Here is a 24,779-nt window from a genome sequence, read left to right as displayed (position 1 = left end):
GTGGTCTCCGCGATCTGGCCGGGTACGGCCTATCCGTTGGGCGCCACGTACGACGGCGCGGGTACCAACTTCTCGTTGTTCTCCGAGGTCGCCGACCGCGTCGACCTCTGCCTGATCGGCACGGACGGCACCGAGGAGCGCATCGCACTGGACGAATGCGACGGTTACGTCTGGCACTGCTACCTGCCCACCGTGACCCCGGGACAGCGGTACGGCTTCCGCGTGCACGGTCCGTGGGAGCCGGCCGCCGGTCACCGGTGCGATCCGAGCAAGCTGCTGCTGGACCCCTACGGCAAGTCGTTCCACGGTGACTTCGACTTCGGCCAGGAACTGTTCTCCTACGACCTGGCGGCCGACGACCTCGCCACCGGCGGGACGCCGCCGCGGCTGGACTCGCTGGGCCACACCATGACGAGCGTCGTCATCAACCCCTTCTTCAACTGGGGATCCGACCGCGCGCCCAACACGCCGTACCACGAGACGGTGATCTACGAGGCCCACGTCAAGGGCATGACGCAAACCCACCCCGCGATCCCGGCCGAGCAACGCGGCACCTACGCCGGGCTCGCGCACCCGGCGATCATCGACCACCTCAAGTCACTCCACGTCACCGCCATCGAACTCATGCCGGTACACCAGTTCATGCACGACCACCGCCTGCTCGACCTCGGGCTGCGAAATTACTGGGGCTACAACACCTTCGGCTTCCTGGCGCCGCACTACCAGTACGCCGCCAACCAGAGCGCCGGCGGCGCGGTGGCCGAGTTCAAGACCATGGTGCGCGCGTTCCACGACGCCGACATCGAGGTGATCCTCGACGTGGTCTACAACCACACCGCCGAGGGCAACCACCTGGGCCCCACCATCAACTTCCGCGGCATCGACAACGCCGCCTACTACCGGCTACTCGACGGCGACCTGCGCTACTACAAGGACTTCACCGGCACCGGCAACAGCCTCAATGCCCGCCACCCGCACACGCTGCAGCTGATCATGGATTCGCTGCGCTACTGGGTGCTCGACATGCACGTCGACGGCTTCCGCTTCGACCTCGCCTCCACGCTCGCCCGCGAGTTCTACGACGTCGACCGCCTGAGCGCGTTCTTCGACCTGGTTCAACAGGACCCGGTGGTGAGCCAGGTGAAGCTCATCGCCGAACCCTGGGACGTCGGCGAGGGCGGCTACCAGGTGGGCAACTTCCCGGGTTTGTGGACCGAATGGAATGGGAAGTATCGCGACACTGTGCGTGACTACTGGCGGGGCGAGCCCGCGACCCTGGGCGAATTCGCCTCCCGCCTGACCGGCTCCTCGGATCTCTACGAGGCCACCGGCAGGCGTCCGAGCGCGAGCATCAACTTCGTCACGGCCCACGACGGCTTCACGTTGACGGACCTGGTGTCCTACAACGAGAAGCACAACGAGGCCAACGGCGAGGACAACCGGGACGGCGAGAGCCACAACCGGTCGTGGAACTGCGGAGTTGAGGGTCCGACCGACGACCCGGACGTCCTCGAGCTGCGGGCCCGGCAGATGCGCAACATCATGGCCACGCTGATGGTCAGCCAGGGCACGCCGATGATCAGCCACGGCGACGAGATCGGCCGCACCCAGCACGGCAACAACAACGTCTACTGCCAGGACTCGGAGATCTCCTGGATGGACTGGACGCTGTGCGAGACCAACTCCGACCTGCTCCGGTTCGTCCGGCGGGTCACCAAGCTGCGCACCGATCACCCGGTGTTCCGCCGCAGGCGCTTCTTCGAGGGCAAGCCGCTGCGCACCGGCGAGCAGGTGCGCGACATCGCCTGGCTGACGCCGTCGGGCACGGAAATGACGTCGCGAGAATGGGATTCGGGGTTCAAGTTCGTGGCCATGTTCCTCAACGGCGACGCGATACCGTCGCCCGACGCGCGCGGTGAACGCGTCGTCGACGACACCTTCCTGCTGTGCTTCAACGCGCACAGCAACCCGGTCGAGTTCACCGCCCCCGACGCGAGCTATGCCGCGCAGTGGACGTGCGACGTCGACACCGCCCATCCGGCCGGCGCCGCCGAGCTGATCCTCGCGGCCGGCGAGAAGACCTCACTGCGCGGCCGGTCGGTCCTCGTGCTGCGAAAGACGGCGTGACATGACATCTCCCACGACGCGTCCCGTCGTCTCCACCTACCGCCTGCAGATGCGCGGTGACGCGTTCCGCTTCGACGACGCCGAGGAGTTGCTCGACTACCTCGTCGACCTCGGCGTCAGCCACGTCTACCTGTCGCCGATCCTCACCGCGGCACCGGGCAGCACGCACGGCTACGACGTCACCGATCCCACCACCGTCTCCGCCGAACTCGGTGGGCCGGACGGTTTTTCGCTGCTGTCGGCGGCCGCCCGCGAGCGCGGCCTCGGGCTGGTGGTCGACATCGTGCCCAACCACGTCGGCGTCGACGACCCCACCCGCAACGCGTGGTGGTGGGACGTACTGACCCACGGCCGGGAATCCCGCTACGCGAGCTACTTCGACATCGACTGGGACCTCGACGGCGGCCGCGTCGTCCTGCCCGTGCTCGGATCGGACGACGACGTCGACGATCTCGAGGTCGACGGCGACGTCCTGCGCCTGGGCGACCGGACGTGGCCGCTGGCACCCGGCACCGCCGGTGACGGCACCGCGTCGGGCGCCGACGTGCACGACCGGCAGAACTACCGGCTCGTCGGCTGGCGCAACAACGTCTGCGGCTACCGGCGCTTCTTCTCCATCACCTCACTGGCCGGGCTGCGCCAGGAGGATCCGGCCGTCTTCGACGCCACCCACGTCGAGGTGCGGCGCTGGTTCGACGAGCACCTCGTCGACGGCCTGCGCATCGACCATCCCGACGGGTTGGCCGACCCGGCCGGCTATCTCGAGTCGCTGCGCGCCCTGACCGGGCCCGAGGCCTGGATCGTGATCGAGAAGATCCTCGCCGTCGACGAGGCGCTGGAGCCGACGCTGCCGGTCGCTGGGACCACCGGCTATGACGCACTGCGCGAGATCGGCGGTCTCTTCGTGGATCCGGCCGCGCGGCCGGACACCGAGCCCGACGACCCGGTACCGGCGCTGAAGGTGCACTCGGCCACGGTGACGCTGGCCAGCGAGCTGGCCCGGCTGCGCCGCGTCGTCGTCGCCACCGCGGGCTCCGACCACCCGCGCCTGCCCGAGGCGATCGCCGCGCTGCTGTCGCACGTCGGCGTCTACCGCACCGACTACCGGGGGCTGACGGCGATCCTGCCGACCGCCATCGCCGAGACCGCCGCCAGTTCCCCCGATCTCGCCGACGCGCTGGCGTTGCTGAGTTCGGCGATCCGGCACGTCGAGCCGGCGACCCGGCTGCAGCAGCTGTGCGGCGCGGTGACCGCCAAGTCGGTCGAGGACTGCTTCTTCTACCGCGACGCCCGGCTGGTGTCGCTCAACGAGGTGGGCGGCGAGCCCGAGCGCTTCGGGGTGAGCGCCGCCGAATTCCATCACGCAGCGTCGCTGCGGGCGCGATTCTGGCCGCAGGCGATGGTGACGCTGTCGACGCACGACACGAAGCGCGGTGAGGACGTGCGCGCGCGCATCGGCGTGCTGTCCCAGGTGCCGGGGCTGTGGCAGGAGCTGGTGTCGCAGTGGACCACGGCGGCGCCGCCGCCGGACGCCGACACCGGACTGTTCCTGCTGCAGAACGTGTTCGGCGTGTGGCCGACCGACGGCGTGGTGAGCGACGACCTCCGGTCGCGGCTGCACGCCTACGCCGAGAAGGCCATCCGCGAGGCCGCGCTGCACACCACGTGGAACGACCCCGACGAGGCCTTCGAGTCCGCCGTGCACGCCTGGCTCGACGCGGTCGTCGACGGCGAGGTGGGCACCGGGCTCACGGCGCTGGTCGGTCAGCTCGACCCGCACGCCCGCAACGACAGCACCGCGCAGAAGCTGTTGGCGCTCACCGTGCCCGGCGTGCCCGACGTCTACCAGGGCACCGAACTGTGGGACGACAGCCTCGTCGACCCCGACAACCGCCGACCCGTCGACTACGCCGCGCGACGCGCGGCGCTGGCCGATCTCTCCGACGCCAAGATGCGGGTGACCGCCGCGGCGCTGCGGCTGCGCCGCGACCGCCCGGAGGCGTTCCTCTCCGGTGACCACGTGCCGGTGTTCGCCGACGGACCCGCCGCGACGCACGTCGTGGCCTACACCCGCGGCGACGCGGTGCTCGTGGCGGCGCGGCGATGGACGGTTCGCCTCGACGAGACCGGCTGGGGACCGACGACCGTGCCCCTGCCGCCCGGCACGTGGACCGATCGCCTCACGGGCCGCACCCTGACCGGCGGGACGTCCGTCTCCGCCGACGACCTCTTCGCCGACCTCGCGGTCGCACTCCTGGAGAAGACCGGTGACTGAACACGACTTCGCCGTCTGGGCGCCCCTGCCCGACGACGTCCGCCTGGACGTCGACGGCACCGCCCACCCGATGACGCGCGGTGACGACGGCTGGTGGCGCGCCACCGTCGACGTCGCCCCCGATGCGCGGTACGGCTTTCTGCTCGACGACGACCCGAAGGTGCTGCCCGATCCGCGGTCGGCGCGTCAGCCCGACGGCGTGCACGAGCGCTCGGCGCTGTGGGACCCCGCCACGGTGCAGTGGAACGACGGTGCCTGGCGCGGCCTCTCCATCGAGGGGGCGGTGATCTACGAGCTGCACGTCGGCACGTTCACCGCGGACGGCACGCTCGACGCCGCGGTCGACCGGCTCGACTACCTCGTCGAACTCGGCGTGCAGTTCGTCGAACTGATGCCGGTCAACGCCTTCGGCGGTACGCACGGGTGGGGTTACGACGGCGTGCTGTGGTATGCCGTGCACGAGCCGTACGGCGGCCCGGACGCGTTGGCGCGCTTCGTCGATGCCTGTCATGCCCGCGGCCTCGGCGTGTTGATCGACGCCGTGTTCAACCACCTGGGCCCGTCGGGCAACTACCTGCCCAAGTACGGCCCCTACCTGTCGACCGGCAGCAACCCATGGGGCGAGTCGATCAACATCTCCGGACCGGATTCCGACGAGGTGCGCCGCTACATCATCGACTGTGCGCTGCGCTGGATGCGCGACTTCCACGCCGACGGGCTGCGGCTGGACGCGGTGCACGCGCTGGTGGACACCACCGCGGTGCACATCCTCGAGGAGTTGTCGGCCGAGACCGACGCCCTGGCAACCGAACTCGGCCGTCCGCTGTCGCTGATCGCGGAGAGCGACCTCAACGATCCGCGGATGATCACGCCTCGCGCGCAGGGCGGGCTCGGCATGACGGCGCAGTGGGACGACGACATCCACCACGCGATCCACGGCGCGGTGTCCGGAGAGCGGCAGGGCTACTACGGCGACTTCGGCACGCTGGAGACCCTCGCCGAGACGTTGCGGCACGGGTACTTCCACGCCGGCACCTACTCGTCGTTCCGGCACCGCAGGCACGGCAGGCCGCTCGACACGGCCACCATCCCGGCGACCCGGCTGCTGGCCTACACGCTGACGCACGACCAGGTGGGCAACCGGGCCATCGGCGACCGCCCGTCGCAGAACCTCGACGGTGGCCAGCTCGCGGTCAAGGCCGCGCTGGCCCTCGGATCCCCCTACACCGCAATGCTGTTCATGGGCGAGGAGTGGGGCTCGTCGAGCCCGTTCCAGTTCTTCAGCAGCCACCCGGAACCCGACCTCGCCCGCGCCACGGCCGAGGGCCGCAAGGCGGAGTTCGCCGAGCACGGCTGGGACGCCGACGAGGTCCCCGATCCGCAGGACCCCGAGACGTTCTTGCGTTCGAAGCTGAACTGGGACGAGGTCACGGCCGAGAAGCACGCTCGTCTGCTGGACGTCTACCGCGGGCTGATCGCGCTGCGCCACGACGAACCCGACATGGCGAACCCGTGGCTCGACGACCTGGTGGTCGAGTTCGACGAGGAGGCGCGGTGGCTCGTCATGCACCGTGGCGCGCTCGCCGTCGCGTGCAACCTCGGTGAGGGCGAGGCGCGCGTCCCGGTCACCGGCGAGGTGGTGCTGGCGTGGGGCGAGCCGGCGGTCGCCGACGCGACCACGCTGCCCGGCCACTCGTTCGCCATCCTGCGCACCGTCAAGTAACCATCCCCAGCCGGGTGGCTGGGGATGAAGGATTGCCCGACGGGTGACGTCGGCCGACGATGCCGTCATGGATGCCATGACGAATTCCGCGGCGATACCGCCGATCGACACCGCGACCGACCCCATCGGATCGGTCGACGACCTCCGCCAACGGTGGCGCGCCCTGATGGGCGAGCTGGCCTTCGGCGAACATCTCGTCCGCTTCGCGTTCGTCGGCCCGGACCGGAGGATGATCACGGTCCTCAGTGACGTCCCGGTCGCCGGGCGCCCCACCCGCCGCGTGGTCGACGGATTGGTGGGGAGCCTGTCGGGCATCGTGCGCGGTCTCGGCGAGGGTCACACCGTCGCCTTCCTGCTGAGCGGGCCGGGACGCGGCGGGGTGTCGGACTCCGATCGACGGTGGGCGCGCGCGCTCGCCGAGTCGGCCCGGGCCTTCGACGTGCCGATCGAGCCGGTGTTCCGCGCCAACGACGATGCGGTGCTGCTGGTACCCGACCGTGCGGCGGTGGCCTAGGTCAGATAGCGGTAGGTCGGCGATCCCGGCTCGAGCAGCTGCACGTGGCACTCCGACTCGTGCATCCGCGCGAGCAGACCGTCGAGGTCGGCCGCGGACCCCATCTCGATGCCGACCAGCGCCTCACCGGTCTCGCGGTTGTTGCGCTTGACGTACTCGAAGAGGGTGACGTCGTCGTTGGGGCCGAGCACCTCGTCGAGGAACCGGCGCAGCGCGCCCGGCTCCTGCGGGAAGTCCACCAGGAAGTAGTGCTTGAGGCCGAGGTGCACCAGCGAGCGTTCGAGCACCTCGCCGTAGCGCGACACGTCGTTGTTGCCGCCGGAGATCAGGCACACCACCGTCGCGCCGGGTTCGAGGTCGGCCTCGAGCAGTGCGGCCACCGACAGCGCGCCCGCGGGCTCGGCGATGATCCCCTCGTTCTGGTAGAGGTCGAGCATCGCGGTACACACGGCGCCTTCGTCGACCGTCGTCATCGACACCATGTCCCCCGCCGCGGTGAGCGCCGCGAACGGCAGGGTGCCCGCGCGGGCGACCGCGGCGCCGTCGACGAACTGGTCGACGTCGTCGATGGCGACGGGCTCGCCGGTCGCCAGGGCGGCGAGCATCGAGGCGGCGCCCGCGGGTTCGGCGCCGAGGACCGATGTGTTGGCCGTGCGCTCGGCGAGGTAGGTGGTGATGCCGCTGATGCAGCCGCCACCCCCGACGGGGACCACGACGAGGTCGGGCTCGGCGCCGAGGTCCTCGAGGATCTCGACGGCGATCGTGCCCTGGCCCGCCATGGTCCGCAGGTCGTCGTAGGGCGGCACCAGCGTCGCGCCGGTCCGCGTCACGTCCTCGAGGGCGGCCGCCGCGGCCATGTCGTAGGTCTTGCCACCGACGATGAGGTCGATGAAGTCCCCGCCGTGATAGCGGATGCGGTCGCGCTTCTGCTTGGGCGTCTTGGCGGGCACGTAGACCCGGCCGCGCACCTCCATCGAGCGGCAGGCCAGCGCGAAGCCCTGCGCGTGGTTGCCGGCCGAAGAGCACACCACGCCCGCCGCGAGTTCCTCGGGCGTCAGCTGCATCAGCAGGTTGTAGGCGCCGCGGAGCTTGTAGGAGCGCACCGCCTGCAGATCTTCGCGCTTCAGGTACACCGTGGCGCCGGTGATCGCGGACAGCCGGTCGCTGAGCTGCAGCGGCGTGCGGGCCACCACGCCGGAAATGCGCCGGGCCGCCGCGTCGACGTCGGCCGCGGTCAGCGGCGATACCCGGGGTGGTTGGCTCAGCTCGGCGGACACCGGTCAATGGTGCCACCAACGCAGGTCGGGGCGGAAATCGTTTGAACCGGCCGACAGCGGGGATCCACCAGGTCGCCGGGCCGACGGAGTTCCGGACACGCGCCATCCCAACACGGAGTTTCGGTTGTCCGAAACTCGAAGTGAGAGGTATCCTCGAAGCCATGACCGCACCGGCGAAGACTCGAGCGAACGTGCTGATCGCGGGCGTGCCGTGGCCGGTGTACAAACTCGTCGCCCTGGCCGTCGGCGCCGTGGTCCTGATGGTGGTGGGACTGGTCACGCTCAGCGCCGGGCCGGCGGTGATCGCCGGCGCGGGGGCCACCGCCATCGTGTGGCTCGCCCTCGGGCTGTTCCACGCCGCCGACGAGTAGTCGGCCCCGGCGCGGGCCTCAATCCTCGAGCAGCGCCCGCAACGTCTCCAAGTCCGCCGCCACCGCACGGGCATCGGCGTCGAAGTCGTCGTCGGACACACCCGCCCGCCGCCGCAGGGTGAACACGACCTCACACCGGGCGTCGCCGTCTGGGATGACTCGCATCGGGTTGTAGACCGACTCTCCGGACGGCAGCGTGACGACGTGGTCGAGCACGCCGAACGCATTCGGCGGCGCGAACACCACGTCGACCGCGGACAAGGCCGGGTCGGCCAGACCGGCCGCCCACCGGCTCAGCTCCCGCGGGTCGGACGCGAACGCGTACACCACGTCGGCGGACACGGCGATGAACGTGCTGACGTGCTTCGAGGCCGGGTCCGTCACGACGGCCCCGCCGCCGGCCGAACGGACTTGACCACCTGCGTCAGATTGAACTGCCAACGCTCCACGATGCGGAAGCCCATGGCCGCCGGCACGCGCTGGGCGACGGCGTCGTCGAGCCGCGCACCGGGTGGCAGCGCGTCGCCGGCCTGATGTTCGGGCAGCGCCGGGTCGCGCGCGGTCACCGTCCACAGCGCGCCGCAACCGGGGAGCCGATCGACCCACGCGGTGATCGGCGCGCGGGCCTCGAACAGCGCATCGCGGTCGATGGCGCTGCGCGTCTGGCCGTAGTCGCGCAGACCGGCGAAGGCATCGGGCCTTCCGCTCGTGAGCGCCTCGACGACGATGACCGGCGCCGTGTCGTCGAGGTTGAGGCAGTCGCCGGGTGTCGAGTGCTCGGCCACCACGTCGGCCACCCGGCTCAGGTCGCGTCCCATCTTGCTGAACGATCCCCGCTGCGCGACGTAGTTGGGCATCGCGGCGACGATCAGGACGGCCAGCAACAGGCAGATCCGTCGCGGACTGCGCCCCACCAGCACCACGGCGGCGCCGAGCAGCAACGCCAGACCGGGAGCGGTGAAGGCGAGGTACTGCGGTTGGTAGAGCGGCTCGCGCAGCATCGAGTAGACGACCAGCACGAGCGTCGGGGCGAGCACCCACGTCGCGGCCGTCCGCGCCAGCGTGCGCGGATCCGGTCCGAGCGCCTCGGCCGCCCGGGTGCGCCGGCGGACCGCCGCCACCGCCAGCACCAGCGCCGCGATCAGGAACGGCGCCACCAGCGCCCAGGCCCACGCGGCGGCGGTCACCTGGTCGGAGGACACCTGCTGGCCTGCCGTGACGCCGGCGGCATTCGCGTCGTCGGTGTAGACGGCCGGGAAGTACTGGTCGCCGAGGAACTGGCCGAGCGTGCCGGGACCGACGGGCCAGATCCAGTTCACCTGCCCCTGCTGCGCCTTCATCACGACCAGGAACGGCGCGCTGAGCAGTCCGGTCGCGGTCACGGCGACTGCCCAGCGAGTACCCGCGCCGCGCGACCAGTCGACGTGCGTCACCAGCACGGCGTGCGCGGCGACGACGAGCACCACGAAGACGTTGCCCACGGTCGCCGCGGCGAGGCACACGGCGTAGGCGGCCCAGATCCACGGACGGTCGCGCCGGACCGCGACGACGCACAACACGGTCACCCACACCGCGTCGGCCATCGACAGCGCGTACGACCGCGCCTCGATCGCAGCCCAGGTGGTCCGCGGCAGCACTGCGAAGACGACGCCGGCGGCGAGCGCCACGGTCCTCGTCGACAGCTGGCGGCCGAGCACCACCACACCGGCGGCCGCGACCCCGACGAGCATCGCGCTCGGCAACCGGGCCCAGAACTCGGTCGCCGGGACGACGGCGAACCACGCGTGCATCAGCAGGTAGTAGAGACCGTGCACGGCGTCGACGTGGCCCAGCAGATCCCGCATCTCGCCGAGCGGCCGGGTCGCACTGGAGATGGTCGCCGCCTCGTCGGCCCACAGCGACGGCCGACCCGCCCCGATGACCCCCACCACGAACGCGAAGAGCCCGATCAGCAGCGCGTCCGCCCGGCCGCCGACGGACACGGCAACCCGGGTGGTTGCGCGGTCGAGTCGGACCGCAGCGCTCATGAGCAGCTCCCCCACCACTTCGCTGGTGGAACGACCGTAACAGCTGCATCCGGCGGTCGCGTGCCCAACGAACGGCGCGGGGGTGAATCGTACGAAAGGCCGAATCCGTTGGCGCGCCTGGTACTAAGCGCCGGTTTGACCGCTCAGCTGCCGAGGCAGCCCGGACCGAGCAAGGCCTTCAAATCGCCCATCAGCGCCGAGGACGGCGTGACCCGCAGTGCCTGATCGAGTTCGAGCGTCGTGATGCGCTCGCCGCTGATGAGGCGCAGGTGCACCTGCGACGTGCCGGGATGATTGGCGAGCACCTGCTTGAGCGCACTCACCTTCTCCATCGTGCACTGCCGGGTGGGCAGGCTGACGGCGAGCGGCCGGTCGGCCGCGGCGTTCGAGAAGTCCGGCACCACCAGGTCGTTCACGATCAGCGAGAGCCGGTCGTCGCGTGCGTTGACCTTGGCGCCGATGATCACCACCGCGTCGTCGGCGATGTCCGCGCCGAAGGTGGCGTACGTCTGCGGGAAGAACATCACCTCGATGCCGCCGGTGAGGTCCTCCAATTGGGCTGAGGCCCAGGGCAATCCGTTCTTGTTGACGCGACGGTTCACCGAGGCGAGGATGCCGCCGACGCGCACCTGAGTGTCCGGCGCGACGTCGCCGTCGAGGATCGCGGGGATGTGCGTGTCGACCTGGGTGGCCAGCAGGTGCGCGACGCCGTTCAGCGGATGGCCGGACACGTACAGACCCAGCATCTCGCGCTCGAGGGCGAGCTTGTGCTTGTCCTCCCACTCGTCGTCGGGCACCTTGATCGTGAACACCGCATCGGTGGCCGTGTCGGCGCCACCGAAGAGGTCGAATTGCCCCATGGCCTCGGCCTTCTTGGTGCCCAGCACCGAGTCGACCGCGTCGGTGTGGATGAGGAACAGACCCTTGCGCGAATGCCCGAGCGAGTCGAACGCCCCCGCCTTGATCAGTGACTCCGTCACCTTCTTGTTGCAGGCCGTGATGTCGATCTTGTTGAGGTAGTCCGAGAAGTCGGTGTACTTGCCCTTGTCGGCGCGCGACGCGATCAACGACGACACCACGTTCGCGCCGACGTTGCGCACGGCGCCCAGGCCGAACCGGATGTCGGCGCCCACCGAGGCGAAGTTCTGCACCGACTCGTTGACGTCGGGCGGCAGCACCGTGATGCCGAGCCGGCGGCAGTCGGCGAGGTACACCGCGGCCTTGTCCTTGTCGTCGCCGACCGAGGTGAGCAGCCCCGCCATGTACTCGGCCGGGTAGTTGGCCTTGAGGTAGGCCGTCCAGTACGAGACCAGGCCGTAGCCGGCGGCGTGTGACTTGTTGAATGCATAGCCGGCGAACGGGAGGATGGTGTCCCACAGCGCCTTCACCGCGGCCTCGGAGAAGCCGTTGGTGGTCATGCCCTCCTTGAAGCCCTTGTACTCGGCCTCGAGCACCTCGAGCTTCTTCTTGCCCATGGCCTTGCGCAGCGCGTCGGCCTTGCCCATCGAGTAACCGGCGACCTTCTGGGCGATGAACATGATCTGCTCTTGGTAGACGATCAGGCCGTAGGTCTCGGCGAGGATCTCCTTGAGCGGTTCCTCGAGCTCCGGGTGGATCGGCTTGATGGCCTGCCGGCCGTTCTTGCGGTCGGCGTAGTCGTTGTGGGCGTTCATGCCCATCGGGCCGGGCCGGTACAGCGCCAGCACCGCGACGATGTCGTTGAACTCGGTGGGCTGCATGCGGCGCAGCAGGTCGCGCATCGGCCCGCCGTCGAGCTGGAACACCCCGAGGGTGTCGCCGCGGGACAGCAGCTCGTAGGCCTTCGGGTCGTCGAGGCTCAGCGTCTCCAGGTCCAGGTCGACGCCCCGGTTGGCCTTGATGTTCTCGATGCAGTCGCCGATGATCGTCAGGTTCCGCAGACCCAGGAAGTCCATCTTCAGCAGGCCGATGGCCTCGCACGACGGGTAGTCCCAGCCGGTGATGACGGCACCGTCCTGCGGCCGCCGCCACAGCGGGATCGCGTCGACGAGCGGCTCGGAACTCATGATCACCGCGCAGGCGTGCACGCCGGCGTTGCGGACCAGGCCCTCCAGACCGCGGGCGGTCTCGTAGATGGTGCGCACGTCCGGGTCGGTGTCGATGAGGCTGCGCACCTCGGCGGCTTCCTTGTACCGCTCGTGCGCCGGGTCGGTGATGCCCGACAGCGGGATGTCCTTGGCCATGATGGGCGGCGGCAGCGCCTTGGTGATGCGGTCGGCAATCGCGAAGCCGGGCTGGCCGTAGTTCACCCGCGCCGAGTCCTTCAGCGCCGCCTTCGTCTTGATGGTGCCGAAGGTGATGACCTGCGCGACGCGGTCGCTGCCCCACTTGTTGGCGGCGTACCGCAGCATCTCGCCGCGGCGACGGTCGTCGAAGTCGATGTCGATGTCGGGCGCCGACGGCCGTTCCGGGTTGAGGAAGCGCTCGAACAGCAGACCGTGCGGAATGGGATCGATGTTGGTGATGCCGAGTGCGTACGCGACCAGCGACCCGGCGGCCGACCCACGGCCCGGGCCGACGCGGATGTCGACGGACTTCGCGTAGGTGATCAGGTCGGCGACGATGAGGAAGTAGGCCGGAAAGCCCTTGTCACAGATGACCTTGATCTCGTAGGCGGCGCGATCGGTGTACTCGGTCGGCACGCCGGACGGGAACCGGCGACGCAGCCCGGCGTCGACCTCGTGGCGCAGCCAAGACCCCTGGTCGTGGCCCTCGGGCACCGGGAAGACCGGCATCCGGTCCTTCGGCTCCCACACGTCGGCGTAGGACTGCACGCGCTCGGCGATCAGCAGCGTCGAGTCGCACGCGCCGGGCACCTGCGCGTCCCACATCGCCCGCATCTCCTCGGCGGGCTTGAGGAAGTAGCCGTCGCCGTCGAACTTGAACCGCGTCGGATCCGACAGCGTCTTGCCCGTCTGCACGCACAGCAGCGCCTCGTGGTTGCGCGCCGCCTCCTTGGTGACGTAATGGCAGTCGTTGGTGGCCAGCGGCGGGATGCCGAGCCGGCGACCGACGTCGAGCAGGCCGTCGCGCACCCGGCGCTCGATCTCGATGCCGTGGTCCATCAGTTCGAGGAAGAAGTTGTCCGGCCCGAAGATGTCCCGCCACTTGGCGGCTGCCGCGACGGCCTCGTCGACGTGGCCCAGCCGCAGCCGGGTCTGCACCTCCCCCGAGGGGCAGCCGGTGGTGGCGATGATGCCCTCGGCGTGCTCGGCGATCAGTTCGGCGTCCATCCGGGCCCACTTGCCGAGCTGGCCCTCGAACGACGCCAGCGAGGACAGCTTGAACAGGTTGCGCAGGCCCGTCGCGTTCTCGGCGACCATCGTCATGTGCGTGTAGGCGCCGCTGCCCGAGACGTCATCGCCCTTCTGGCTGGGATCGCCCCACTGCACGCGCTTGGTGTCGAACCGCGACCCCGGCGCGATGTAGGCCTCGATGCCGATGATCGGCGTGACGCCGGTGTCCTTCGACGCGTTGTAGAACTCGCTGGCACCGAACATGTTGCCGTGGTCGGTCATCCCGATCGCGGGCATCCCGAGCCGCTTGGCCTCCGCGAACATGTGCTTGACCTTCGCGGCGCCGTCGAGCATCGAGTACTCGGTGTGATTGTGCAGATGCACGAACGAGGCACTGGAGCGGGGTGCGGACGGGGAAGCCATAGGAGCGTCAGTCTATGGCCGACCTCCGACGGCGCTCGGCGTGTCGCGGTACGTGTCTCGTGCCGGCGTGGCGCTTCGTTCCGTGGCCAGCAAGCCATGCCGGAACAGCTCGGCGAGTTGCTTGGTTACCGACCTCGCGGACGCCTCCCCGTGCGGGCGGCCGGACCACAGACCGACGCCCCACAGCACCGAGTGCAGCATGTCCGCCAGCGGTCCGACCGCGGTGTCGGCGGGCAGTTCGCCGCGCCCCACGGCGTCGGACACCAGCGTCGCGAGGTGCCGCCGCAGCGCGTCGGTGCGCTCGTCGCCGAGGTCGGGGTTGCGGCTGGCCTCTAGCCGCGAACTGACCAGGAATGCGACGGCCGAGCGGTCGTGGTGGCCGGGGTCGTGGATGGCCTCGGCCAGCGCCGCCAGCGATTCTCCCAGCGTGTCGCATTGCCGCGCCGTGGCCACGCAGTCGTCGACCAGGTGCGCGGACTCGGCCATGAGCACGTCGTAGATCTCGTCGCGCGACGAGAAGTAGTAGTGCAGCGTGGGCCTGCTGAGGTCGGCCTGCACCGCGATCGCCTGGAAGGTCGCGGCGGGATAGCCGCGCTCGTTGATCACGTGGCGCGCGGCGCGCAGGATCCGGTTGCGCGTCTCGACGGAGTCCGACCCCACCGGGCGACCCCGCCTCCTGGCGGCCGTCCGCGGCCGTTCATCGGTTTGCGACATGGTCCTGACCTCACCGGCGAGGATTGCGAGGGCCCTCGTTCAGCAAACCGTAGGACATAGCCAAGGCGCGGTCAACAGCTGGGGTCCGGCAAACGAAGCACGGCGCCGCCGGCGGCGCTCGGGGGTCAGCGCGACGACGGATCGGCGAGTGCGCCGCCGTCCGCGGGCGCGGTCGCCGCACGGGACCGCAGCGCACCGATGCTCATGACGACCAGCGCCAGCCAGATGAGGCCGAAACCGATCCAGCGGGCGACCGGCATCGGTTCGTGCCCGATTGCGACGCCCCACGCCATCTGCAGCGCGGGGTTGAGATAGAACAGCAGGCCCATGGTGATCAACGGCAGCCGCTGGGCGGCGGCGGCGAACAGCAGCAGCGGTATCGCGGTCACCGGGCCCGCCAGCACCAGCAGGACGGCGTGGCCTCCCCCGCTACCGGTGACGTGTCCTCCGCCGGTGACCTGCAGCGCCACCAGGTAGCCGAGCGCGATCGGCAGGGCCAGCAGGGTCTCCACCGCGACGCTGACCCGGGGATCGGCGGTGACCAGCTTCTTCACCAGACCGTAGAGCGCGAACGTGACGGCTAGCGCCGCGGCGATGTACGGCGGTGAACCGACCCCGGCCGTCAGCACCCCGACGGCCACGACGGCCAGGGCGAGCGCCGCGAGCTGCCAGCGGCCGATGCGTTCGCGCAGCACGAGCACGCCGAGCGCGACGGTCACCAGCGGGTTGATGAAGTAGCCGAGGGCCGCGTCGACGACGTGGCCGGTGGTGGCGGCGTGGATGTAGACGCCCCAGTTGGCCGACACCAGCGCCGAGGCGGCCGCGAGCTGCAGCCAGGTGCGGCCGCCGAGGCGGCGCAGGTCGCCGAGCCGTCGGGCGATCAGCAGCACCAGGACGAGGCTGACCGCACTCCACAGGATGCGGTGCGCCAGCACCTCGAGAGCCCCCGCGGGCAGCAGCAGCGGGAAGTACCCGGGACAGAGTCCCCACCACGCGAAGGCGCCGACGCCGAACAACACCCCCGACCGGCGGCCTCCGTCGTCGGTCACGCGTCGTGGCGGCGCAGTACGTCCAGCGCGTGCCGGAGATCCGCCGGGTACGGGCTGGTGATCTCGATGCGGCGGCCGTCGGCCGGGTGGGCGAACGCCAGCGACCGGGCGTGCAGCCACTGCCGCTCCAGGCCGAGCCGCTTGGCGAGCTTCGGGTCGGCACCGTAGGTGAGGTCGCCACAGCACGGATGGTGCAGCGCGGAGAAGTGCACGCGGATCTGGTGCGTGCGGCCGGTTTCGAGGTGTACGTCGAGCAGGCTGGCCGCGACGAACGCCTCGACGGTGTCGTAGTGAGTGACGCTGTCGCGTCCGCCCTCGGTGACGGCGAACTTCCAGTCATGGCCGCGGTGACGCCCGATGGGCGCGTCGATGGTGCCGCTGGACGGATCGGGGTGACCCTGCACCAGGGCGTGGTAGCGCTTGTCGACGGTGCGTTCCTTGAACGCGCGCTTGAGCAGCGTGTAGGCGCGTTCGGAGATGGCCACCACCATGACGCCCGAGGTACCGACGTCCAGCCGGTGCACGATGCCCTGGCGCTCGTGCACGCCGGACGTGGTGATGCGGTAGCCGGCGGCTGCCAGCCCGCCCAGCACCGTGGGCCCGGTCCAGCCCACCGATGCATGTGCGGCCACCCCGGCGGGCTTGTCGACCGCCACGATGTCGGCGTCGGAGTACAGGATGTCCATGCCCTCGACGTCGACCACCGGATTCTCCAGCGGCGCAGGCGCTTCGGGCAGCGTCACCTCGAGCCAGGCGCCGGCCTCCAGCCGTTCGGACTTGCCGACCGGCGCGCCGTCCACCGCGATGCCGCCGTCCTCGGCGATCGTCGCCACCACGGTGCGGGACAGTCCGAGCAACCGGGACACCCCGGCGTCGACCCGCATCCCCGCCAGCCCCTCCGGGACCGGCATCGACCGCGTCGCCATCAGGTGGGGTTGGCTTCGTCCGATGCGGTGCGCTCGGTCGGTTCCCCATCGGCCGTGCGGCGCCCGGCGGCGTCATCGGCCGTGCGGCGCCCGGCGGCGTCATCGGCCGTGCGGCGCCCGGCGGCGTCATCGGCCGTGCGGCGCCCGGCGGCGTCGAAGTCGAAGCCGAACAGCGACAGCCCCACCAGGAAGATGGCACCGCCCACCACGGCCGGGTCGGCGACGTTGAACACCGGCCACCAGCCGATCGACAGGAAGTCCACGACGTGGCCGCGCAACGGCCCCGGCGAGCGGAAGAAGCGGTCCACCAGGTTGCCCAGCGCACCGCCGAGGATCATGCCCAGCCCGAGGGCCCACCACGGCGACACCAGCCGCCGGCCCATCCAGATGATCCCGACCACCACGCCGGAGGCCACCAGCGTCAGCACCCAGGTGTAGCCCGTCGCCATCGAGAACGCGGCCCCCGAGTTGCGCACCAGGGTCCAGGTGACGGTGTCGCCGATGATCGACACGGGTTGGCCCGGCGTCAACAGGTGCACGGCCAGCACCTTCGAAACGACGTCCAGGACGAGGACGACGGCCGCGACCACGAGCAGCAGGCGGAGACGGCGGCGCGGCGACCGCGCCACGACCTCGCCGTCGGCGGTCACTGGCTCGGCCGAGCCCGTGGATTCATCAGTCACGCCGTCCATCATCCCAAAGCCGGGATGCGCGATGATCGCCGCATGAGTCGGAAACGGGTTCGGACGTGACCGTCGTCGTCGTCGTGACCACCGGCGGCACCATCGCCACGACCGCCGACCCCGACGGCGTCGCGCGACCGACCCGCGGCGGCGAGGCCCTCCTGGACGCCCTGGCAACTCCCCACGACGTCCGGGTGCACGATGTCCTCGCGCGCGACAGCTCCGAACTGGGCCCGCCCGAGTGGGACGTGATCGCCACCGCGGTGCGTGCGGCGATCGACGACGGGGCCGGCGGCGTGGTGGTGACCCACGGCACCGACACCATGGAGGAGACCGCGCTGTGGCTCGAGGTCGCGCTGCCCGGGCCGACACCGGTGGTGCTGACCGGCGCGATGCGCAGCGCGGACGCCCCGGACGCCGACGGTCCGGCCAACCTGCGCGACGCCATCGCGGTCGCGGGGCACCCGGCGGCCGCGGGTCTCGGCGTGGCCGTCTGCATGGCCGGCGACGTGCGTCGCCCCCTCGGGCTGAGCAAGGTTCCCGACGGGTTCACCGGCCACCGGGTGGGGACGGTCCGCGACGGCAGCGTCGACCTCGACCTCGGCTCCCTGGGCGACGGCCCGGCCCGGCCCCGGCTCGCCGTCGGCACGGCGGCGTCGGCACCGCGGGTCGACGTCGTCGCCGTCTCCGCCGGCAGTGACGCGGTGGCGCTCGACGCCGTCGTCGCGGCGGGGGCGCGCGGCGTGGTGCTCGAGGCGCTCGGCTCGGGCAACGCGGGCCGGGAGGTGATCGCCGGCGTCGAGCGGGCCCGGGCGGCCGGCGTGGCCGTGGTCATCGCGTCGCGGGTGCCCGGCGCGGTGGTTGCGCCGCGCTACGGGCCGGGCCGGGCGCTCGTCGACCTGGGCGCGGTGCCGGTGCGAACGCTGCGTCCCCCGCAGGCGCGGGTGCTGCTGATGGCCGCGCTGTCCGCGGGCGCCGCCGTGGCCGACGTCTTCGCGACCTGGGGTTAGGTCGTCGCGACCTGGTGTTGGGTCGTCGCGACCTGGGTCAGTCCGTGCCGTCGCCGGCGAGGGCCGCAACGTAGTCGTCCCAGTCGAGGCTGTCCACCGGGTTGGCGCGGCTGACGTCGGGCGAATCGGCGCGCAGGGTGCGCGCCTGGCCGGGTCCGGTGCGCCGCGTCTCGAAGCGCACGGTCATCACGCCGTGCCCGGCGCCCTGCACCCACCCGTGTCCGTGCTCGCGGTGGCGCACGTCGTCCCCGATCCGCCACGCCGTCCCGGTCCCCTGGGCCACCGGATCGGCCTCAACCTCGGGCGACGGCTGCGGGACGCCGTCGGCGGCCTCCAGGAGCTGCTCGAGGTCGGGGAAGAGCGACTCCTGCTGGACGTCGGACAGCCCCGAGAAGCCGACGCCCAGCAGCCGGACGGGGCCGATGTCGCGCGGGTCGAGGAGCAGCCGGCGGGCGGTGGCGATCAGCGTCGCCGAGTCCGTGGTGGCGTACGGCAGCGTCGCCGAACGGGTCAGCGTGCTCATGTCGGACTTCTTCATCTTCACCGTGACGGTGCGCGCCCCGCGACCGTCCCGTAGCAGCCGGGTGTGCGCGTGCTCGCCGATCGGACCGACCGCCTCGCGCACCCGGTCCAGGGTCACCAGGTCCTCGGCGAACGTCGACTCGGCGCTGATCTGCTTCGACGAGGCGCGTTCGGCGACCGGCCGGTCGTCCACGCCGCGGGCCAGCCGGTGCAGCGCGGGACCGACCGTGCCGCCCAGCACGTCGGCCGCCTCGGCGTCGGTCAGGGCGGCGAGCGCGCCGATCGTGTCGATGCCTAGCCGGTGTAGGCGCTCCTCGGCCACCGGGCCGATGCCCCACAGCCGGCGCACCGGCAGTCCCGCCAGCAGCGACCGCTCCTCGGTGCGGTCGACGACGCGGATGCCGTCGGGCTTGGCGAGACCGGAGGCGATCTTCGCGATCTGCTTGCCCGAGCCCGCGCCCACCGAGGCGACGAGGCCGGTCGCCGCACTAATCCGCGCGCGCAGGTCCTCGCAGAACCGGCCGACGTCGGCGGCAGAGGCACCGACGAGTTCCGCGGGCTCGCCGAACGCCTCGTCGAACGACAGCTGCTCGATCACCGGCACCATCGACCGGACGGCGTCCAGGACGCGGCTGCTGGCCACGCCGTAGACGACGCCGCGCGGCGGCAGTACGACCGCACCGGCGCCGACCAGCCGGCGGGCCTGGTGCATCGGCATGGCCGAGCGCGCGCCGTAGGTCCGCGCCTCGTAGCTCGCGCCGGCCACCACGCCGCGGCCGCCGAGTCCCCCGACGAGGACCGGACGCCCCCGCAGCGTGGGGCGGGTCAGCTGCTCCACCGACGCGAAGAACGCGTCCATGTCGAAGTGCAGGACCCAGCGGCCGTCCATGCAGGCGATGCTAGGGCCCGGCTCGGACTAGCCTCGACTGCGTGGCCCCCGACGTGCCGATCCGCGACGAGTCGATTCGACTCGGCCAGTTCCTCAAGCTGTCCTCGCTCATCGACAGCGGCTCGGACGCCAAGGCCGTGATCGCCGACGGCCGGGTGAGCGTCAACGGCGAGGTGGAGCTGCGCCGCGGGCGGCAGCTGCGGCCGGGTGACACGGTCACGGTCGACGACGCGTCGGCACGCGTGGCGCGCGGCTGACGCACCCGCCCGGCGCGGTGCGCTGCTTACCATGTCCGCGTGGACAACACCCTTGCCTACATCGACCAGGGCTCGTTCCTCGCACTCCGGGCGCTCGGCCGGGGTCCACTGATCCAATTCACCTGGATCTACGACCGTCCGGTCGACCTGGACCGGTTGCGCCGCTTCCACACCGACCTCGGCCACGGCCTGCTCGGCCGCCGCATCGAACGCTCCCCGCTGCCGTTCGGGCGCGACCGGTGGGTCGCCGCGCCCGGCCCGGCGGATCTGCACGTGGCCGCCGCCGACCGCGCGCGCGCCGACGTCTGGCTGTGGGCCGACGAGCGCGTCCGGGTGCCGGTGGACCCGGCCGCGGGGCCGTCGTGGCACCTCGGGGTGCAACCGCTCGACGACGGCGGCGCGGCGGTGACCCTGGTGGTGTCGCACTCCATCGGTGACGCCAAGGCCATCATCCTGGCCGTCGCGGACGCGGCGAACGGGGTCCGCCGCGACCTCGGCTATCCCCCGCCGGGAGCGCGTCGGATCGGGCGGGCGCTGCTGGCGGACGCCCGCCAGACGCTGCGCGACGTGCCGGACATGGGCCGTGCGGTGGCCGCGGCGGTACGCGTCGCCCGCGCCGAACGCGACGACCTCGCGACGTCGGCGAAATCCGGTGCGCGACAGCGCAAACGGCAGGCCGCCCAGCGCGTGGTGGTGCCGAACGCGACCGCCTTCGTCGACCTCGGGCACTGGGACCAGCGGGCGGCGAGCCTGCACGGCACCAGCAACGCGCTGTTCGCGGCGATCGGCGCGCGACTCGGTCACCACCTCGGCCGCACCGACGCCGACGGCCGGGTCCGGTTGTCGCTGCCGGTGAGCGAACGCGGCCCCGACGACACCCGCGCCAACGCGCTGACCGAGGCGTCGGTGGTCGTCGACCCGGCGACGGTCACCACCGATCTCTCGGCGCTGCGGAGCGACATCAGGCAGACCCTGACCGCGCTGGCGGAGGCTCCCAACGAACTGCTCGGCCCGCTGGCACTGGTGCCGCTCACCCCGAGTGTGCTGGTGCGCCGCCTCGAGGGCATGGTGGCGCAGGTCGGCAGTCCGATCGGTTGTTCGAACCTCGGCGAGTTCCCGCCGGAGGCCAACCGGCCCGACGGCACCGAGGCCGACTACCTCGCGGCGCGGTTGCTGGAGCCCGGCGTGACCACCACCGTCCTCGACCGGATGGGTGGCCTGCTGTTCCTGGGCTGCGTCCGCGTGCACGGCCGAGTGTCGGTGTCGGTGGCGAGCTGGGTGTCCGGTGGCACGAACACCCGTGCTGCGCTGCGGGATTCGCTCCGTCAGGCGCTCGCCGACCTCGGGCTCGAGGGCACCGTCGAGTAGCTCATGCCCGCGCGATGGCGACCGTGACGCCGTCGCCGATCTCGGCACCGCCGTCGGGTTCGCCGAACTCGAAGCTGGTCGCCAGGATCTCCCCCGCGATCAACTCGGCGTGCGTGCTCGCCCAGTCCCGGCGTTCCGGAGGCACCGAGATCACCACGCGGATGCGGTCGGACACGTCCAGCCCGGACGACTTGCGCAGATCCTGCAGTTCGCGGATGCGGTCCTTCGCCCAGCCCTCCGCCTCGAGTTCCTCGGTGACCGTCCCGTCGAGCACCACCAGGCCCGCGCCGTCGGGCAGTGCGGCCGTCGAATCCGGTTCGGCACTGACGAGTTTCGCGCTGAACTCGGTCGGCAGCAGCGTCGCCGGTCCGGCACTGAGGGTGCCGTCGGCATTGACGACGCCTTCACCGGCCTTCACCGCCTTGATGGCCGCCTGGACGTCCTTGCCGATGCGCGGGCCGGCCGCTCGGGCGTTCACCGTCAGCTCGAAGCGGCCGTAGGCCGCGATGTCGTCGGTGAGGTCGACGGCCTTGACGTTCAATTCGTCGGCGATGAGATCGACGAAGGGACGCAGCCGTTCCGGCTGCTCGACGGCCACCGTCAGCTTCGGCAGCGGCAACCGCACCCGCAGCTTCTTCGCCTTGCGCAGCGACGAGGCCGCCGAGCACACCTCCCGCACCTGATCCATCGCCGCCACCAACTCGGGGTCGGCGGGCAGCTCGCCGGCCTCGGGCCAATCGGTGAGGTGCACGGAGCGTCCCCCGGTGACGCCGCGCCAGATCACCTCCGAGATGAGCGGCAGCAGCGGAGCCGCGAGCCGACCCATCACCTCCAGCACGGTGTGCAGCGTGTCGACGGCGTCGCGGTCCTCCTCCCAGAATCGCGAACGCGACCGTCGCACATACCAATTGGTGAGAGCCTCGGTGAACTGGCGCAGCTCGTCACAGGCGCCGGAGACGTCGCACGCGTCGAGTGAGGCCGTCAGTTCGTCGCGCAGCACCGCGAGCTTGGCCAGCACGTAGCGGTCGAGCACGTGCGGCGAATCGGTCCGCCAGGTGCCCTTCTCCGAGGCGTACAGCGACAGGAAGGAGTAGGCGTTCCAGAACGGCAGCAGCACCTGGCGCACGCCGTCGCGGATGCCCTGCTCGGTGACGACGAGGTTGCCGCCGCGCAGGATCGGCGACGCCATGAGGAACCACCGCATGGCGTCGGAGCCGTCCCGGTCGAACACCTCGTTGACGTCGGGATAGTTGCGCAGCGACTTGCTCATCTTGGCGCCGTCGTTGCCGAGCACGATGCCGTGCGAGACGCACGTCTCGAAGGCCGGCCGATCGAAGAGCGCCGTGGCCAGTACGTGCAGGGTGTAGAACCAGCCGCGGGTCTGGCCGATGTACTCCACGATGAAGTCGCCCGGGAAGTGCGCGTCCTCGCGTCCCGCCTCATTGCCACCCAGGAACCACTCCCGGTTCTCGAACGGGTAGTGCACCTGGGCGTACGGCATCGAGCCCGAGTCGAACCACACGTCGAAGACGTCCTCGATGCGGCGCATCGTCGACTGTCCGGTCGGGTCGTCGGGGTTGGGCCGGGTCAACTCGTCGATGAACGGGCGGTGCAGGTTGTCCGGCCGCACGCCGAAGTCGCGCTCGAGTTCGTCGAGGCTGCCGTAGACGTCGATCCGGGGGTAGCGCGGATCGTCGGACTTCCACACCGGAATGGGACTGCCCCAGTAACGGTTTCGCGAGATGCTCCAGTCCCGGGCGTTCTGCAGCCACTTGCCGAACTGGCCGTCCTTGACGTGCTCGGGATACCAGGTGATCTGCTGGTTCAGCTCCACCATGCGGTCCCGGAAGGCGGTCACCTCGACGAACCACGACGACACCGCCCGGTAGATGAGCGGATTGCGGCAGCGCCAGCAGTGCGGATAGGAGTGTTCGTAGGTTTCGTGGCGCAGCAGTACCGCGCCGTTGGCCGCCGCCGCCCCGGTGCCGTTCTTCAGGTCGCGGATGATGTGGGGGTTGGCCTCGAACACCTGCTGACCGGCGTAGTCCGGCACGGTGTCGTCGAACCGTCCGCGAGCGTCGACCGGCGTCACGGCGACGATGTCGGCCGCATCGGCCGTGGCCTTGTCGTCCTCGCCGTAGGCCGGCGACATGTGCACCAGGCCGGTGCCGTCGTCGGTGCTGACGAAGTCGGCGGGCAGCACCTGCCAGGCGTTGCGGGCGCCGTCGGTGTCGGCGAAGTACGGGAACGGCGGGAGGTACCGCGTGCCGACCAGCTCGGCGCCGGTGTACGTGCCGACCACGGTGGGTTCCTCGCCGAGTTCGCGCGCGTAATGCGCGAGCCGGGCCTGAGCGAGGACGAAGCGGCGTCCCTCGTGGTCCACGACCGCGTAGGTCACGTCGGGGTTCACCGCGACGGCCTGGTTGGACGGCAGCGTCCACGGGGTGGTCGTCCAGATCAGCAGGTAGGCGCCGTCGAGCGGTCCGTCCGTCACCCGCAGGCCCACCGTGAGGGCCGGGTCCTGCCGGCTTTGGTAGACGTCGTCGTCCATCCGCAGCTCGTGGCTGGACAGTGGGGTCTCGTCGTTCCAGCAGTAGGGCAGGACACGGTAGCCCTCATAGGCGAGGCCCTTGTCCCACAGCTGCTTGAACGCCCACAGCACCGACTCCATGAAGTCGAGGTCCAGCGTCTTGTAGTCGTGGTCGAAGTCCACCCACCGCGCCTGGCGGGTGACGTACCGACGCCACTCGTCGGTGTACCGCAGCACCGAGGAGCGGCAGGCCTCGTTGAACTTCTCGATGCCCATGTCCTCGATCTGGGCCTTGGTGCTGATCCCGAGCTGCCGCTGCGCCTCGAGTTCGGCGGGCAGTCCGTGGGTGTCCCAGCCGAAGCGGCGTTCCACCTTGAATCCGCGCATGGTCTTGTAGCGCGGGACGATGTCCTTGACGTACCCGGTCAGCAGGTGGCCGTAGTGCGGCAGTCCGTTCGCGAACGGCGGGCCGTCGTAGAAGACGTACTCGGGTGCGCCGTCTCGGCGGTCGATGCTCGCCCGGAACGTGCCGTCACCGTTCCAGTAGTCGAGGACGTCGAGTTCGAGGTCGGGGAAGTTCGGCGATCCGCTCGCCGGCTTCGGGTAGGCGCTCACGGTCGTGTCGTCTCCTGTGCCAGAGGTTCCAGGCACGGGGACGACGTTCGCGCGTTGCGCGAGCGCCGCGGTACCACCCCGCTTGCGCACGTGGTGCGCCGCTCGTCAGCGGGCGATGACGGGCCCACCCGTTCGGTTCTACTGGGCGCGCGGTGGCGCGCCGTTCTTCCGAAGACTCCCCGGTGATGGCCGGATCACTGCCGT

General features: G+C 70.9%; 18 protein-coding genes. 8 read left to right on the top strand and 10 right to left on the bottom strand.

The features are described from left to right. The 4 genes from glgX to FZ046_RS18715 are packed head-to-tail and all read left to right on the top strand — an operon-like array spanning position 1 to position 6,639. Positions 1-2,127, top strand: coding sequence for a glycogen debranching protein GlgX (gene glgX / locus FZ046_RS18730; RefSeq protein ID WP_070355301.1), 2,127 nt, complete (start codon positions 1-3; stop codon positions 2,125-2,127). 1 nt (position 2,128) lies between these two features. Continuing rightward, positions 2,129-4,402, top strand: a complete 2,274-nt coding sequence (gene treY / locus FZ046_RS18725) for a malto-oligosyltrehalose synthase (RefSeq protein ID WP_070355302.1) — start codon at positions 2,129-2,131, stop codon at positions 4,400-4,402. Then, entirely contained in the window at positions 4,395-6,125 is a 1,731-nt protein-coding gene (gene treZ / locus FZ046_RS18720; RefSeq protein ID WP_070355303.1) for a malto-oligosyltrehalose trehalohydrolase, read from the top strand. Before treY ends, treZ begins: the two co-directional genes overlap by 8 nt. Before the next feature lie 43 nt (positions 6,126-6,168). Continuing rightward, positions 6,169-6,639 (top strand): hypothetical protein, encoded by a 471-nt coding sequence (locus FZ046_RS18715; protein WP_246182815.1) that lies wholly within the window; start codon positions 6,169-6,171, stop codon positions 6,637-6,639. Here the strand turns inward: FZ046_RS18715 and ilvA are convergent. After that, entirely contained in the window at positions 6,636-7,916 is a 1,281-nt protein-coding gene (ilvA, locus tag FZ046_RS18710; RefSeq protein ID WP_070355304.1) for a threonine ammonia-lyase IlvA, read from the bottom strand. The genes FZ046_RS18715 and ilvA overlap by 4 nt on opposite strands. A 161-nt stretch (positions 7,917-8,077) precedes the next feature. On the opposite strand from ilvA, the gene FZ046_RS18705 reads away from it, so the two are divergent. Next, complete coding sequence (locus FZ046_RS18705) at positions 8,078-8,287, top strand: hypothetical protein (RefSeq protein WP_070355305.1); 210 nt, start codon at positions 8,078-8,080, stop codon at positions 8,285-8,287. A gap of 18 nt (positions 8,288-8,305) precedes the next feature. Here FZ046_RS18705 and FZ046_RS18700 read toward each other — a convergent pair whose 3' ends face one another. From FZ046_RS18700 to lspA, 7 genes are all read right to left on the bottom strand, one after another. Next, positions 8,306-8,671, bottom strand: coding sequence for a polyketide cyclase (locus tag FZ046_RS18700; protein WP_070355306.1), 366 nt, complete (start codon positions 8,669-8,671; stop codon positions 8,306-8,308). Then, positions 8,668-10,314: a glycosyltransferase family 39 protein gene (locus FZ046_RS18695; RefSeq protein WP_211372248.1), complete on the bottom strand. Its 1,647-nt coding sequence runs from the start codon at positions 10,312-10,314 to the stop codon at positions 8,668-8,670. Before FZ046_RS18695 ends, FZ046_RS18700 begins: the two co-directional genes overlap by 4 nt. Positions 10,315-10,457: 143 nt before the next feature. After that, entirely contained in the window at positions 10,458-14,012 is a 3,555-nt protein-coding gene (gene dnaE, locus FZ046_RS18690) for a DNA polymerase III subunit alpha (RefSeq protein ID WP_070355307.1), read from the bottom strand. Positions 14,013-14,024: 12 nt separating this feature from the next. Beyond that, positions 14,025-14,672, bottom strand: coding sequence for a TetR/AcrR family transcriptional regulator (locus tag FZ046_RS18685; RefSeq protein WP_170292450.1), 648 nt, complete (start codon positions 14,670-14,672; stop codon positions 14,025-14,027). A gap of 179 nt (positions 14,673-14,851) precedes the next feature. Then, positions 14,852-15,745 carry an EamA family transporter RarD gene (rarD, locus tag FZ046_RS18680; RefSeq protein ID WP_099046037.1) on the bottom strand — a complete coding sequence of 298 codons (894 nt, stop codon included), beginning with the start codon at positions 15,743-15,745 and terminating at the stop codon, positions 14,852-14,854. A 26-nt stretch (positions 15,746-15,771) separates the two neighbouring features. Beyond that, positions 15,772-16,701 carry an RluA family pseudouridine synthase gene (locus tag FZ046_RS18675; RefSeq protein ID WP_070355310.1) on the bottom strand — a complete coding sequence of 310 codons (930 nt, stop codon included), beginning with the start codon at positions 16,699-16,701 and terminating at the stop codon, positions 15,772-15,774. After that, positions 16,701-17,384, bottom strand: a complete 684-nt coding sequence (gene lspA / locus FZ046_RS18670; protein ID WP_070355320.1) for a signal peptidase II — start codon at positions 17,382-17,384, stop codon at positions 16,701-16,703. Before lspA ends, FZ046_RS18675 begins: the two co-directional genes overlap by 1 nt. Positions 17,385-17,449: 65 nt before the next feature. Between lspA and FZ046_RS18665 the strand changes: the two genes are divergently transcribed. After that, a complete protein-coding gene (locus tag FZ046_RS18665; protein WP_070355311.1) occupies positions 17,450-18,394 on the top strand; it encodes an asparaginase in 945 nt (314 codons plus the stop codon). Between the two features lie 37 nt (positions 18,395-18,431). On the opposite strand, the gene FZ046_RS18660 is transcribed toward FZ046_RS18665, so the two are convergent. Next, the gene (locus FZ046_RS18660) at positions 18,432-19,805 is read right to left on the bottom strand and encodes a DNA polymerase IV (RefSeq protein ID WP_070355312.1); all 1,374 of its coding nucleotides are present in this window, start codon (positions 19,803-19,805) and stop codon (positions 18,432-18,434) included. Positions 19,806-19,846: 41 nt separating this feature from the next. Between FZ046_RS18660 and FZ046_RS18655 the strand changes: the two genes are divergently transcribed. Both FZ046_RS18655 and FZ046_RS18650 read left to right on the top strand, forming a co-directional pair. Then, the gene (locus tag FZ046_RS18655; protein ID WP_070355313.1) at positions 19,847-20,062 is read left to right on the top strand and encodes an RNA-binding S4 domain-containing protein; all 216 of its coding nucleotides are present in this window, start codon (positions 19,847-19,849) and stop codon (positions 20,060-20,062) included. Positions 20,063-20,101: 39 nt separating this feature from the next. Then, positions 20,102-21,430, top strand: coding sequence for a hypothetical protein (locus FZ046_RS18650; protein ID WP_149484290.1), 1,329 nt, complete (start codon positions 20,102-20,104; stop codon positions 21,428-21,430). A gap of 1 nt (position 21,431) precedes the next feature. On the opposite strand, the gene ileS is transcribed toward FZ046_RS18650, so the two are convergent. After that, on the bottom strand, positions 21,432-24,575 hold the full coding sequence (gene ileS / locus FZ046_RS18645) for an isoleucine--tRNA ligase (protein ID WP_070354648.1): 3,144 nt from the start codon (positions 24,573-24,575) through the stop codon (positions 21,432-21,434). Positions 24,576-24,779 lie beyond the last annotated feature (204 nt).

This window comes from Mycolicibacterium grossiae, from assembly GCF_008329645.1.
In the GTDB taxonomy this organism is placed as follows: Bacteria; Actinomycetota; Actinomycetes; order Mycobacteriales; family Mycobacteriaceae; genus Mycobacterium; species Mycobacterium grossiae.
The sequence above is the reverse complement of the archived record's forward strand: the minus strand, read 5'-3'. Positions and strand labels throughout refer to the sequence as shown.

Bases quoted from the DNA above. Each gene is read 5' to 3' on its own strand.
- treY (WP_070355302.1), top strand. From the start codon at position 2,129: ATGACATCTCCCACGACGCGTCCCGTCGTCTCCACCTACCGCCTGCAG.
- FZ046_RS18705 (WP_070355305.1), top strand. From the start codon at position 8,078: ATGACCGCACCGGCGAAGACTCGAGCGAACGTGCTGATCGCGGGCGTG.
- FZ046_RS18695 (WP_211372248.1), bottom strand. From the start codon at position 10,314: ATGAGCGCTGCGGTCCGACTCGACCGCGCAACCACCCGGGTTGCCGTG.
- dnaE (WP_070355307.1), bottom strand. From the start codon at position 14,012: ATGGCTTCCCCGTCCGCACCCCGCTCCAGTGCCTCGTTCGTGCATCTG.
- FZ046_RS18675 (WP_070355310.1), bottom strand. From the start codon at position 16,701: ATGGCGACGCGGTCGATGCCGGTCCCGGAGGGGCTGGCGGGGATGCGG.
- FZ046_RS18660 (WP_070355312.1), bottom strand. From the start codon at position 19,805: ATGGACGGCCGCTGGGTCCTGCACTTCGACATGGACGCGTTCTTCGCG.